We start from the raw sequence: 12,848 nt of genomic DNA on the forward strand, positions 1-12,848 counted from the left end.
GCAAAGACCCTGCCAGGACGCTGCCAGGCGGTCGTCAGACCCCAGCCCGGCCCCGTCGCCGAGCCGCCACCGTCCAGGCCGCGAGCCCCGCCAGCAGCACGGTTCCACCGCCGATGCCCGCCACCGCGACGACCTTCATCGCGGTGTCGTCCGCGCCGCCGCCTTGTCCGCCGCCTCCCCCGGCGGCCACCGCCTCGTCATGTCCCGCGACCTCGAACAGCCCTCGCGGCCGGGACGGGCCCACGTACTCCGGCGCGGCCTCCACCGCCCCGTCGACCCGGACCCGCAGCGTCACCCCGAGCGCCCCGTCGCCGTACTCCTCGGCGACCCGGTCGCTGAGATGGACGGCGAGGTAGTACGAGCCCGCGACCCGCATGCCGTTGATCTGCTGGGCGGAGGCGTTGCGGTTGGCGTACTCGACCGGCGGCAGGGAGGCGAGGGCCCGGGACTGCGGGCGTCCGTCGTAGCCGAGACCGAGGTCCTCGACGGGCACGCGGGCGGGGTTGTGGAGGGACAGGGTCAGGGCGCCGGTGACATAACGGCCGCGGGTCGCTCCGCCGCCCAGTTCGGCCGTGACGTGGATCCGCTGACCCCAGTCGACCGGCACCGAGTAGAAGAGGGTGCCGCCCGGCGTGATGCCGGTGCTCCAGACGCCTTGGGCCAGCGCCTCGGCGTCGGAGAATCCGGCCCCTCCGGCGCGCCGCACGGCCTGCCCGGTGAGCGGGTCGGGTGAGGAGGAGTCCTGGTCACGCGGTGCCTCGGTCGGGCCGGGTTCCCTCAGCCCCGGTTCCAGCACCGGCGTCAGCTCCAGGTCCCAGTCGCCGGGTGCCGCGCCCGTGACGGTGGTCCGTCCGACGACCACGTAGTACGGGCCCTCGCCCGCGCAGGCGGTGCGCCGGGAGGTGGACTCGCGCGCCACGGAGGCGACGAAGGGGTGCGGGTCGCGGCTGGGGCCCACGAGGGTGCTGTCGGTGTCGCAGATGCCGCCGTCGGCGTCCTCCAGGCTCACGCGGATGCCGTCCGTCGAGGACAGCGTCGTCCCCGCGCGCGGGAGGGCCGTCACGGCGACGTACGCGTCGGAGGAGGCGTCGTCGAGGGTGAGCCGGTAGGAGCGCTCGCCGTCGGCCGGGAGGATGCTCCGGTAGGTCTCGCCGGGGTCGAGGGGCTCGGCGTCCGTGGTGCTCTCGGCGCCGGTGACCGTCCGGACGTCGGGGGCGTAGCCGTACGGGCTCGGGGTGCCGGCCGCGAGTGCGGGAGGCCCGGGCAGGACCGCGGTCAGCACGGCCGCCACGGCCACCGCGGCTGCCGTGGGCACGACCCGGCGCACGGTAGTCCACGGCCGACCGCGCCGCCACCGCACCGTAAGCCGCCCCATCACGCGCCACCCCTCGTCGTAGCCGGACCGTGGCCCATCCTGCCCCGCGAGGCCGCGGCTCATCCGGGCAACACAAAACCCCGACCGCTGGGCGGCCGGGGTCTGGTCTGAACCGTAAGTCGGAACTCACGAACCCGTGGGCACGGAGTCAGTCGCCTCCGTCCACAGATCCTGCTCGGCGCGATCCGCCTGGATCTGGCGGTACACGAGGAGCCCGCCGATGGCGGCCAGTGCGACCAGGAGAAGCTTCTTCACCGCGTGACCTCGTCTTTCCTTGACGTAGGGGACCTCTGGCGCCCGACTATACACACCGACCGATACCGATCGGTGACCTGCGTCAGCCCCTCAACTTCCGTCCGGCGCAGCGCAGTAGAAGTGGATGACACCGCTCCGATCGGAGGGTGATCACACCCCCACGGACGGTGTTTTCACACCCGCTCCTCCCTTGTCCTCCGCTTTTCGGGCTTCTTGCGCCCATCCGGGTGGTGTTCATCTGAAGATCGACGCGCCAGGGGCGTCGGTCCGTGATTTCGCCGCGTCCATACACATCATGAGGAAAGTACGCAAATCGCCCAACCTGAAAGTGAGGGGACCATGTTCCGGAACCAGGTCACGAAGCTGTGGACCGCACTCGTCACCGCCCTGCTGGCGCTGTGCACGACGCTCGGCCTCATCACCACCACCGCCGCCGCGGCGGTACCGCGGAGCGAGCAGTCCCGCAACACCAGCGCTTCGGCCGAACCTCCGGCACAACCCCTCTGGTCCTGGGCCGTCGTCCGGGCCCTGCCGCCCACGATGAAGCAACGGATCCGCGCCGAGGCCCACGGCAAGACCCCCAGCTGCCGGCACCGGCCGCCCTCGGACACCGAGGCGGAGCCGGACGCGGCCTGCGACGACACGGCGGCCGACGCCGCCCCCGCGGCCGAGCCGGCCGCTCCCCTCCAGCGCTGACCGCGCGCGCCGCGCACCTCGCGATGCACCTCCCGGCGCACACCTCTCCCTGACGTAACGGCGAACTTGCGTACACGCCCTCTTACACGACTCGACAACAGTCGCGAGACCCTCCTACAACGGCGTAGGAGCAAGCGAAGGACCCCCGGCCGGGAACGGTCGGGGGTCTTCGTGCTGTGCGGTCACAAGCCACAGGTGCCGGGGGGAGGGACGGGGGTCTTCCGGTGACGGTCGATGTGGCTCCACCCGTCCTGGCGGTCGGAGTCCCACCACCGACACCAGAAGACCCCCGGTCCACTGGACCGGGGGTCTTTACCTCTGGTGGGGCTAACAGGATTTGAACCTGTGGCCTCATCCTTATCAGGGATGCGCTCTAACCAACTGAGCTATAGCCCCGCCGCGCTCTGCGGTGTGTGTCCCGCGCGCTGACTCCTGAAGATTAGCGCACGACATGGGCAGTCCCAAAATCGGTTGTCGGGACACCGGCACCGCAGGTTTGAAGCGACGATCGCGGTTAAGTCACTCGTCCTCGGCGAGCGTCAGCTCGACACCGCCGACGAAGCCCGCGGAGAGGTTGTAGATGAACGCGCCGAGGGTCGCGAGAGCCGTCGCGAGGACGACGTCGATGACCGCGATGATCGTCGTGAACATCAGGACGTTCGGCAGCGACAGGAAGGACTGCAGGTCGAAGCCGTTGGACTCGTTCGAGCCCGTCGCCTCCGAGATCGTGCCGCCGACCGTCGAGAAGACGCCCATCGCGTCCATGACCATCCACAGCACGGCGGCGGCCACGATCGTGCAGATGCCGAGCGCGATGGAGAGCAGGAAGCTGACCTTCATCACCGACCACGGGTCGGCCTTGGCCACCCGCAGCCGCGCCTTGCGGGTGCGCGGCGTGGTGCGCGCGCCCGTGCGCGGACGGCGCACGGCACCAGCCGGGGCGGGCGCCTGCGCCGGGTAGGCCTGCGGCGGGTGGTACGGCCCGGCGGCCTGCTGCGGCTGGCGCTCACCGGGCAGCGGCGAGGCCGGGGCCTGAGCCGGCGTCTGCACCGGCGTCGGGCCCTGCGGGCCTCGGGTGTCCGTCACGGTTCCCCCCTGGGATCCAGACATGTCGGGCGAGGGAGAGTCCTTCGCGGGCGACTTGATCGCTTTCAACTGGGTCGTGTGCGAATCAGCCGGACGGCCGTCGGTCACACGGCCGTCCGTCGCACGCGCGGCGGAGCCACGGCCGCCGCCGTTCGGGTCCGTACCTGAAGAGGTACCGGACGACCCGGCGCCCGTGGCTCCGCTCACGTGACTCACTCCTCGTGCTACTCGGGCGAGGGCGCCTCACCCTCGTCCGTGCCGGTCGTCGCGGTACCCTCGGCGGTCTCGTCGTCGGCGTCCACGCCGTCGACCTCTTCCGCCTCACGTCCCGCCTCGGCGTTACGGGCGATACCGACGACGGCATCGCGCTTGCCCAGGTTGATCAGTTGGACGCCCATGGTGTCACGGCCCGTCTCCCTGACCTCGTTGACTCGCGTACGAATCACACCGCCGCCGAGGGTGATGGCGAGGATCTCGTCGGTCTCCTCGACCACCAGCGCGCCGACGAGCGAACCGCGGTCCTCGACGATCTTGGCGGCCTTGATACCGAGGCCGCCGCGACCCTGGACGCGGTACTCGTCGACGGCGGTCCGCTTCGCGTACCCACCGTCGGTGGCAGTGAACACGAACGTACCGGGTCGAACAACATTCATCGAGAGCAGCTGGTCCCCCTCGCGGAAACTCATGCCCTTGACACCCGAGGTCGCACGGCCCATGGGCCGCAACGCGTCGTCCGTGGCGGTGAACCTGATCGACTGGGCCTTCTTGCTGATCAGCAGCAGATCGTCCTCGGCCGAGACGAGTTCGGCTCCGATCAGTTCGTCGTCCGAACCGTCCTCCGTCTCCCGGAGGTTGATCGCGATGACACCGCCGGAGCGGGGCGAATCGTAATCCTTCAGAGGCGTCTTCTTCACCAGACCGCCCTTGGTGGCCAGGATCAGATAGGGCGCGACCTCGTAGTTGCGGATCGCGAGGATCTCGGCGATCGCCTCGTCCGGCTGGAAGGCCAGCAGGTTCGCGACGTGCTGCCCGCGCGCGTCCCGGCCGGCGTCCGGGAGCTCGTAGGCCTTCGCCCGGTACACGCGCCCCTTGTTGGTGAAGAACAGCAGCCAGTGGTGCGTGGTGGAGACGAAGAAGTGGTCGACGATGTCGTCTTCCTTCAGCTTCGTGCCGCGCACGCCCTTGCCGCCGCGCTTCTGGGCGCGGTAGTCGTCCGTCTTGGTGCGCTTGACGTAGCCGCCGCGCGAGACGGTGACGACGATGTCCTCCTCGGCGATCAGGTCCTCGATGGACATGTCACCGTCGTAGGGCACCAGCATGGTCTTGCGGTCGTCGCCGAACTTCTCGACGATCGCGGCGAGTTCCTCGCTGACGATGCCGCGCTGGCGGACCGGCGAGGCCAGGATCGCGTTGTACTCGGCGATCTTCGCCTGGAGCTCGTCGTGCTCCTGGATGATCTTCTGGCGCTCCAGGGCGGCGAGCCGGCGGAGCTGCATCTCCAGGATGGCGTTGGCCTGGATCTCGTCGATCTCCAGGAGGCCCATCAGGCCCGCGCGCGCGATGTCGACGGTGTCGCTGCGCCGGATGAGCGCGATGACCTCGTCGATGGCGTCCAGGGCCTTGAGCAGGCCGCGCAGGATGTGCGCCCGCTCCTCGGCCTTGCGCAGCCGGAACTTCGTGCGGCGGACGATGACCTCGATCTGGTGCTTCACCCAGTGGCGGATGAAGGCGTCCAGGGACAGGGTGCGCGGCACGCCGTCGACGAGCGCCAGCATGTTGGCGCCGAAGTTCGTCTGGAGGTCGGTGTGCTTGTAGAGGTTGTTCAGGACGACCTTGGCGACCGCGTCCCGCTTCAGGACGATCACCAGACGCTGGCCGGTACGGCTGGACGTCTCGTCGCGGACGTCGGCGATGCCGCCGATCTTGCCGTCCTTGACGAGGTCGGCGATCTTCTGCGCGAGGTTGTCGGGGTTCGTCTGGTACGGCAGTTCCGTGACCACCAGGCACTGGCGGTTCTGGATCTCCTCGACCTCGACGACCGCGCGCATGGTGATCGAGCCGCGCCCGGTGCGGTACGCCTCCTCGATGCCCTTGCGGCCCACGACGAGGGCGCCGGTCGGGAAGTCCGGGCCCTTGATCCGCTCGATGAGGGCGTCCAGCAGCTCCTCGTGCGAGGCGTCCGGGTTCTCCAGACACCACTGGGCGCCGGCCGCGACCTCGCGCAGGTTGTGCGGCGGGATGTTGGTCGCCATGCCGACCGCGATACCGGCCGAACCGTTGATCAGCAGGTTCGGGAAGCGGGCGGGCAGGACGGTCGGCTCCTGGGAGCGGCCGTCGTAGTTGTCCGTGAAGTCGACGGTCTCCTCGTCGATGTCGCGGACCATCTCCATCGACAGCGGCGCCAACTTGCACTCGGTGTAGCGCATGGCGGCGGCCGGGTCGTTGCCCGGGGAGCCGAAGTTGCCGTTGGAGTCGACGAGCGGCATGCGCATCGACCACGGCTGGGCGAGACGGACCAAGGCGTCGTAGATGGAGCTGTCGCCGTGGGGGTGGTAGTTGCCCATGACGTCGCCGACGACGCGGGCGCACTTGTAGAAGCCCTTCTCGGGCCGGTAGCCGCCGTCGTACATGGCGTACAGGACGCGGCGGTGGACGGGCTTGAGACCGTCACGGACGTCGGGGAGCGCTCGCGCCACGATGACGGACATCGCGTAGTCGAGGTACGAGCGCTGCATCTCCGTCTCGAGCCCGACGGGCTCGATCCGTACCGTGGTCTCGCCCTCTTCAGGCGTCACGGGAGTGTTCTCGTCGGCCATTGCTGGTGAAGATCCTTCCTGGTGCGGTCAGCTGAGACCGACTCAGATGTCGAGGAACCGGACGTCCTTGGCGTTGCGCTGGATGAACTGGCGCCGGGCCTCGACGTCCTCGCCCATCAGGACCGAGAACAGCTCGTCCGCCTGGGCGGCGTCGTCGAGGGTGACCTGGCCGAGGACGCGGTGCTCGATGTCCATGGTGGTCACGCGCAGCTCCTCGGCGTTCATCTCGCCGAGGCCCTTGAAGCGCTGGACCGAGTCGTCCTTGATCCGCTTGCCCTGCTGCTTGCCCAGCTCGATCAGGGCGTCGCGCTCGCGGTCCGAGTACGCGTACTCGAAGTCGTCGCGGCCCCACTTGATCTTGTAGAGCGGAGGGCGCGACAGGAACACGTGCCCGGCCTCGACCAGGGGCCGCATGAAGCGGAACAGGAAGGTCAGCAGCAGGGTGTTGATGTGCTGGCCGTCGACGTCGGCGTCCGCCATCAGGATGATCTTGTGATAGCGGAGCTTCTCGATGTCGAAGTCCTCGTGCACGCCGGTGCCGAAGGCGGAGATCAGTGCCTGGATCTCCTGGTTCTGCAGGATCTTGTCGATCCGCGCCTTCTCGACGTTGAGGATCTTGCCCCGGATCGGGAGGATCGCCTGGTACTGCGGGTTGCGGCCGGACTTGGCCGAGCCGCCGGCGGAGTCACCCTCGACGATGAAGATCTCGCACTTGGTGGGGTCGTTGGACTGGCAGTCGCTCAGCTTGCCCGGCAGCGACGCCGACTCCAGCAGGCCCTTGCGACGGGTGAGGTCGCGCGCCTTGCGGGCGGCCACGCGCGCGGTGGCGGCCTGGATGCCCTTGCGGACGATGTCGGCGGCCTCGACCGGGTTGCGGTCCAGCCAGTCGTTCAGGTGCTCGTAGACGGCCTTCTGGACGAAGGTCTTGGCCTCCGTGTTGCCCAGCTTGGTCTTCGTCTGGCCCTCGAACTGCGGCTCGCTCAGCTTCACCGAGATGATCGCCGTCAGACCCTCGCGGATGTCGTCACCCGTGAGGTTGTCGTCCTTCTCGCGCAGCAGCTTCTTGTCGCGCGCGTACTTGTTGACCAGGTTGGTCAGCGCCGCGCGGAAGCCCTCTTCGTGGGTGCCGCCCTCGTGCGTGTGGATGATGTTGGCGAAGGAGTAGACGCCCTCGCTGTAGCCGCTGTTCCACTGCATCGCGACTTCGAGGGAGAGGCTCTTCTCCTTGTCCTCCGCCTCCAGGTCGATGACCGTGGGGTGCACCGCCTCGCCCTTGCGGGCGTTGAGGTACTTCACGAAGTCGACGATGCCGCCCTCGTAGTGGTACGTGACGTGCTTGACCTCGGCGGTCTCGTCCGCGCCCGCCTCGTCCGCCCCGGACGTGGCCTTCGCCGACTCGCGCTCGTCAGTGAGTTTGATCGTCAAACCCTTGTTGAGGAACGCCATCTCCTGGAAGCGCCGCGACAGCGTCTCGAAGGAGTAGTCCGTGGTCTCGAAGATGTCGCCGTCGGCCCAGAAGGTGACCGACGTACCGGTCTCCTGGGTCGCCTCGTGCTGGGAGAGCGGCGCCGTGGGGGCACCCATCTTGTAGTCCTGCGTCCAGCGGTGGCCGTCGGTCCGCACCTCGACGGAGACCTTCGACGACAGGGCGTTCACGACGGAGACACCCACGCCGTGCAGACCGCCGGAGACCGCGTAGCCGCCGCCGCCGAACTTGCCGCCCGCGTGCAGCACCGTCAGCACGACCTCCAGGGCCGGCTTGCCCTCGGAGGGCACGATGCCGACCGGGATGCCTCGGCCGTTGTCGACGACGCGCACGCCGCCGTCGGCGAGGATCGTCACGTCGATCGTGTCCGCGTGACCGGCCAGGGCCTCGTCGACGGAGTTGTCGACGACCTCGTACACAAGGTGGTGCAGACCGCGCTCGCCGGTGGAGCCGATGTACATGCCGGGGCGCTTGCGGACCGCGTCCAGGCCTTCGAGGACGGTGATGGCGCTGGCGTCGTACGAGGCGGTGACCTCGTGGCTCGACGAAGTCGCCGGGGCGTTCTCGCCGGCGTCGGTGGACGGGATGTTCTCGTTGGGGTTGCCGGAATCGGCCACGAAGCGCCCTTTCTGGCACAGCACAAGCCAGGCTCGTCGGCTGGTTGCCGGAGCGGCTGCGGCATGTTGCGTTGGTAAGCCTTGATCAGCGTTGCTCAGCGTGTCCCGCACGGTCCCCACGAATGGGGCGGGATTAGCTTCCAGTCTACCGGTAGCGCCGACAGTGATGGGGGTTTGCCGGTACCTGAGTCCTCATGTGCCGCCCTCAATCCGCCTCTTCCGGGTCCCCATATACGGAATGGGGCTCCAAGAGGCTCACAGCGGCACTCAGCGCTTCGGGCTGTCAACCCTTGGCTACTTGGGAGTCACGTCGCAGTTCGCAACCGCGTGCGGTCGTACGAGACGACGGCCGCCGGCGCTCCCGAGGAGCCGCCGACGGCCGTTCGTGTGATGTCTGTCACCCAGGGTTTGGAGGGTCACCCGTAGGTGTCACCAGGGCCTGTGCTGCCCGGGGCGCGCAGCGGACCGTAGCGCCGGTTGGGGCCGTTCGGGCCCTGCACCTTGATGATCCGCACCGCCCCGTGGCCCAGGTCCTCGTTGAGCCGGGCGACCAGCGTGGGGGCCAGCAGCCGCAGGTTGGTCGCCCACGCCGTGGAGTCGCAGCGCACCAGGAGCACCCGCTCGTCCTCGTCGTAGCGCTCCGGCACGCAGTGCTTGGCCACGTCCTCGCCGACGATCTCCGGCCAGCGCCCCATGACCCCGCCGACCGCCGCCGGCGCCTCCCAGCCGCGCTCGCCGATCAGCCGGTTGATCGCCGCGCCCAGCGCCATCGGGTCCCGCCCGTCGGCGCGCGCGCCGGAGCGCAGACCGCCGCGCCGGGCCTGCTTCTTCTGCTGCGCCGCGTCCCCGCGCGCGCGGGCCGCCTCCTTGGCCGCGCGCAGGGCCACGCGCGCGAGGTCGACGCCCGAGGGCTCAGGGGTGGTCGCGGGCTCGTCCTTGCCGCTCACGCGCGCTCCACCACCCCGTCGGACACCGAGTAGCGCGCCCCCGCCAGCAGATGCGGCACGTCGTCGTCGACCGCGGCCGTCACCAGCACCTGCTCGCCCGGCGCCACCATCTCCGCCAGCCGCTCACGGCGCCGGGTGTCCAGCTCGGCGAACACGTCGTCGAGGACGAGCACCGGCTCGTTGCCCTCCGCGCGCAGCAGGTCGTACGACGCGAGCCGCAGCGCCAGGGCGTACGACCAGGACTCTCCGTGCGAGGCGTACCCCTTGGCGGGGAGCTGGCCGAGCTTGAGCGTCACGTCGTCCCGGTGCGGGCCCACGAGGGTCACGCCCCGCTCGATCTCCTGCTTGCGGGCCTCCGCGAGCGCCGCCGTCAGCTGCTCGTACAGGTCGTCCCGGGTGTGGGCCTCGCCGGGCGCGGACGGCTTGTACTCCAGGGCGATCGGCCCGCCGCCGGGGGCGAGCTGCTCGTACGCCTTGTCGGCCAGCGGCTGGAGCGCGGCGATCAGGTCGAGCCGCTGGGCGAGCAGCTCGGCGCCCACGCGCGCGAGGTGCTGGTCCCAGACGTCGAGGGTGGAGAGGTCCATCGAGCGGCCGCCGTGCCTGCGGGCGAGGGCGGCCGACTTCAGGAGGGTGTTGCGCTGCTTGAGGACGCGGTCGTAGTCGGAGCGCACGCCCGCCATCCGCGGGGAGCGCGCGGTGACCAGCTCGTCGAGGAACCGGCGCCGCTCGCCGGGGTCGCCCTTCACCAGGGCCAGGTCCTCCGGCGCGAACAGCACCGTGCGTACGATGCCGAGCACGTCACGTGGTCTGACCTGCGACGACCTGTTGATCCTCGCGCGGTTCGCCCGGCCCGGGTTCAGCTCGAGCTCGACCAGCTGCTGCCGCTCGCCCTGGCGGACCTGGGCCCGGATCACCGCCCGCTCGGCGCCCATGCGGACCAGGGGCGCGTCCGAGGAGACGCGGTGGCTGCCGAGGGTGGCGAGATAGCCGACGGCCTCGACCAGGTTCGTCTTGCCCTGTCCGTTGGGGCCCACGAACGCGGTGACGCCCGGGTCGAGCGGAACCTCGACCCGGGCGTACGAGCGGAAGTCGGCCAGCGACAGATGCGTGACGTGCATGGTCGGGCGTGACCTCCCCCGGTGCGCGGGCTGTGCTGCACAGCCCTGTGGATTACTTCTTCTCGACCGCGTGGCCGCCGAACTGGTTGCGCAGCGCGGCGATCATCTTCATCTGCGGGGAGTCGTCCTGGCGGGACGCGAACCGCGCGAACAGCGACGCGGTGATCGCCGGGAGCGGCACCGCGTTGTCGATGGCGGCCTCGACCGTCCAGCGGCCCTCGCCGGAGTCCTGGGCGTAGCCGCGGAGCTTGTCCAGGTGCTCGTCGTCGTCCAAGGCGTTCACGGCCAGGTCGAGGAGCCAGGAGCGGATGACCGTCCCCTCCTGCCAGGAGCGGAAGACCTCGCGGACGTCGGTGACGGAGTCGACCTTCTCCAGGAGCTCCCAGCCCTCGGCGTAGGCCTGCATCATGGCGTACTCGATGCCGTTGTGGACCATCTTCGCGAAGTGGCCGGCACCGACCTTGCCCGCGTGCACCGAGCCGAAGTCGCCCTCAGGCTTCAGCGCGTCGAAGACCGGCTGCACCTTCGCGACGTTCTCCGCGTCGCCGCCGTACATGAGCGCGTAGCCGTTCTCCAGGCCCCAGACGCCGCCGGAGACACCGCAGTCGACGAAGCCGATGCCCTTGGCGGCGAGCTCCTCGGCGTGCTTCTCGTCGTCCGTCCAGCGGGAGTTGCCGCCGTCCACGACGACGTCGCCGGGCTCCAGCAGTTCGGCCAGCTCGTCGACGGTCGACTGGGTCGCGGCGCCGGCCGGGACCATCACCCACACCACGCGCGGGCCCTTGAGCCTGCCCACCAGCTCTTCGAGGCTGTGGACGTCGGCGAGGTCCGGGTTGCGGTCGTATCCGACGACGGTGTGGCCCGCGCGGCGGATCCGCTCGCGCATGTTGCCGCCCATCTTGCCGAGGCCGACGAGACCGAGCTCCATCAGTTGTTCCTTAGGTTGCTGTGGCGTGAGTGGGACCTTCGTACCCATGTCCGAGCCTAAACCCGGACGCTCACGCACACCTGTGGGCATACGCGCTCATACGTACGTCCCCACCTGCGGACTTTCCCCAGACCGGGCTCACCGTTTCCACGGCCTGGGGATAACTCCTGGTGCCCGGACGGGGCTCAGCCGCTGAGGCGCACCGGCATGATCAGGTACTTGTAGGCGTCGTCCGCCTCCGCGTCCAGCGCGGGCTTGCCGCTGAGCAGCGCGGGCTTGGTGGACGTCGTGAAGGAGAGCTGGGCGACCGGGGAGTCGATCGCGCTGAGGCCGTCCAGCAGGAAGGTCGGGTTGAAGGCGATCGAGATGTCGTCGCCCTCCAGGTTGGCGTCGACGCGCTCCACAGCCTGTGCGTCGTCGCTGGAACCGGCCTCCAGGATCAGCACGCCCTGCTCGAAGCTCAGCCGCACCGGGGTGTTGCGCTCGGCGACCAGGGCCACACGCTTGACGGCCTCCACGAAGGGGGCGGTCTCGATGACGGCGACGGAGTTGAACTCCGTCGGGAACAGCGTGCGGTACTTCGGGAGGTCGCCCTCCAGGAGGCGGGTCGTCGTACGGCGGCCGGCGCCCTCGAAGCCGATCAGGCCCTCGCCCGCGCCGGAGCCGGAGAGCGCCAGGGTGACGCTGTCGCCGCTCGTGAGCGCCTTGGCGGTGTCCAGGAGCGTCTTGGCGGGCACCAGGGCCACCGCGGACGCCTCGGGGTTCTCCGGCTTCCACAGGAACTCGCGGACCGCGAAGCGGTAGCGGTCGGTGGAGGCGAGGGTGACGGTGTCGCCCTCGATCTCGATGCGCACACCGGTGAGGACCGGCAGCGTGTCGTCACGGCCGGCCGCGATGGCGACCTGGGAGGCGGCGGAGGCGAAGACCTCACCGGGGACCGTGCCGGTCGCGGTGGGCATCTGCGGCAGGGCCGGGTACTCCTCCACGGGCAGGGTGTGGAGCGTGAAGCGCGAGGAGCCGCAGACCACGGTCGCCCGTACACCGTCTGTGGAGATCTCCACCGGCCGGTTGGGCAGGGCGCGGCAGATGTCGGCGAGCAGCCGGCCGGACACCAGCACGGTGCCCTCTTCCTCGACCTCGGCCTCGACGCCCACCTTGGCGGAGACCTCGTAGTCGAAGCTGGAGAGGCTGAGCTGACCGTCCTCGGCCTTCAGCAGGAGGCCGGCGAGGACAGGCGCCGGCGGACGGGCCGGGAGGCTGCGTGCCGCCCAGGCCACGGCCTCCGCGAGTACGTCGCGTTCCACCCGGATCTTCACTGTTGCCGCCTCCTGCTGTTGCCGGCGCTGCTCGGCCTGCCTGGCTTCGTCGTCTGTCTCGGTGTCGTCAGGCCCTGTGAGGGGAAGGACACCGGGGAACAGTCTGACGCACCCCACTGACAGTAGGTGCCTCTCGGGGTCAAGTCGTGACGAGGGGCAGTCGGGAGCCGGACAGCGAGTTGTGCACAGGACCCCCTTCTAAACGGAT

General features: G+C 69.8%; 10 protein-coding genes and 1 tRNA gene. 1 reads left to right on the forward strand and 10 read right to left on the reverse strand.

What is annotated here, in order from left to right; all coding sequences use genetic code 11:
* Positions 1-34: 34 nt before the first annotated feature.
* Together ACIPSE_RS15910 and ACIPSE_RS15915 are read right to left on the reverse strand one after the other, a co-directional pair.
* Positions 35-1,315 carry a hypothetical protein gene (locus ACIPSE_RS15910; RefSeq protein WP_401662697.1) on the reverse strand — a complete coding sequence of 427 codons (1,281 nt, stop codon included), beginning with the start codon at positions 1,313-1,315 and terminating at the stop codon, positions 35-37.
* 186 nt (positions 1,316-1,501) lie between these two features.
* Positions 1,502-1,630: a DLW-39 family protein gene (locus tag ACIPSE_RS15915; protein ID WP_003999697.1), complete on the reverse strand. Its 129-nt coding sequence runs from the start codon at positions 1,628-1,630 to the stop codon at positions 1,502-1,504.
* 339 nt (positions 1,631-1,969) lie between these two features.
* Between ACIPSE_RS15915 and ACIPSE_RS15920 the strand changes: the two genes are divergently transcribed.
* Positions 1,970-2,326, forward strand: coding sequence for a DUF6344 domain-containing protein (locus ACIPSE_RS15920; RefSeq protein WP_401662699.1), 357 nt, complete (start codon positions 1,970-1,972; stop codon positions 2,324-2,326).
* A gap of 319 nt (positions 2,327-2,645) precedes the next feature.
* Here the strand turns inward: ACIPSE_RS15920 and ACIPSE_RS15925 are convergent.
* The 8 genes from ACIPSE_RS15925 to dnaN all read right to left on the reverse strand — a co-directional run bounded on the left by ACIPSE_RS15925 (position 2,646) and on the right by dnaN (position 12,640).
* Positions 2,646-2,722, reverse strand: a tRNA-Ile gene (locus ACIPSE_RS15925).
* A 123-nt stretch (positions 2,723-2,845) separates the two neighbouring features.
* Positions 2,846-3,619: a DUF3566 domain-containing protein gene (locus ACIPSE_RS15930; RefSeq protein ID WP_401662701.1), complete on the reverse strand. Its 774-nt coding sequence runs from the start codon at positions 3,617-3,619 to the stop codon at positions 2,846-2,848.
* A gap of 17 nt (positions 3,620-3,636) precedes the next feature.
* Positions 3,637-6,228 (reverse strand): DNA gyrase subunit A, encoded by a 2,592-nt coding sequence (gene gyrA, locus ACIPSE_RS15935; RefSeq protein WP_401662703.1) that lies wholly within the window; start codon positions 6,226-6,228, stop codon positions 3,637-3,639.
* Positions 6,229-6,270: 42 nt separating this feature from the next.
* Positions 6,271-8,355: a DNA topoisomerase (ATP-hydrolyzing) subunit B gene (gyrB, locus tag ACIPSE_RS15940; RefSeq protein ID WP_401662705.1), complete on the reverse strand. Its 2,085-nt coding sequence runs from the start codon at positions 8,353-8,355 to the stop codon at positions 6,271-6,273.
* Positions 8,356-8,747: 392 nt separating this feature from the next.
* Positions 8,748-9,278 carry a DUF721 domain-containing protein gene (locus ACIPSE_RS15945; RefSeq protein ID WP_401662707.1) on the reverse strand — a complete coding sequence of 177 codons (531 nt, stop codon included), beginning with the start codon at positions 9,276-9,278 and terminating at the stop codon, positions 8,748-8,750.
* On the reverse strand, positions 9,275-10,396 hold the full coding sequence (gene recF, locus ACIPSE_RS15950) for a DNA replication/repair protein RecF (RefSeq protein ID WP_401662709.1): 1,122 nt from the start codon (positions 10,394-10,396) through the stop codon (positions 9,275-9,277). The genes ACIPSE_RS15945 and recF overlap by 4 nt, the downstream gene beginning before the upstream one ends.
* Before the next feature lie 52 nt (positions 10,397-10,448).
* The gene (gene gnd, locus ACIPSE_RS15955) at positions 10,449-11,324 is read right to left on the reverse strand and encodes a phosphogluconate dehydrogenase (NAD(+)-dependent, decarboxylating) (protein ID WP_401662711.1); all 876 of its coding nucleotides are present in this window, start codon (positions 11,322-11,324) and stop codon (positions 10,449-10,451) included.
* 185 nt (positions 11,325-11,509) lie between these two features.
* Positions 11,510-12,640: a DNA polymerase III subunit beta gene (gene dnaN / locus ACIPSE_RS15960; RefSeq protein ID WP_401662713.1), complete on the reverse strand. Its 1,131-nt coding sequence runs from the start codon at positions 12,638-12,640 to the stop codon at positions 11,510-11,512.
* Positions 12,641-12,848 lie beyond the last annotated feature (208 nt).

The organism is Streptomyces sp. NPDC090106 (assembly GCF_044747265.1).
In the GTDB taxonomy this organism is placed as follows: Bacteria; Actinomycetota; Actinomycetes; order Streptomycetales; family Streptomycetaceae; genus Streptomyces.

What these genes read in the sequence shown, in the direction of transcription:
- ACIPSE_RS15920 (WP_401662699.1), top strand. Translation starts at nt 1,970, where the DNA reads ATGTTCCGGAACCAGGTCACGAAGCTGTGGACCGCACTCGTCACCGCC.
- gyrA (WP_401662703.1), bottom strand. Translation starts at nt 6,228, where the DNA reads ATGGCCGACGAGAACACTCCCGTGACGCCTGAAGAGGGCGAGACCACG.
- recF (WP_401662709.1), bottom strand. Translation starts at nt 10,396, where the DNA reads ATGCACGTCACGCATCTGTCGCTGGCCGACTTCCGCTCGTACGCCCGG.
- gnd (WP_401662711.1), bottom strand. Translation starts at nt 11,324, where the DNA reads ATGGAGCTCGGTCTCGTCGGCCTCGGCAAGATGGGCGGCAACATGCGC.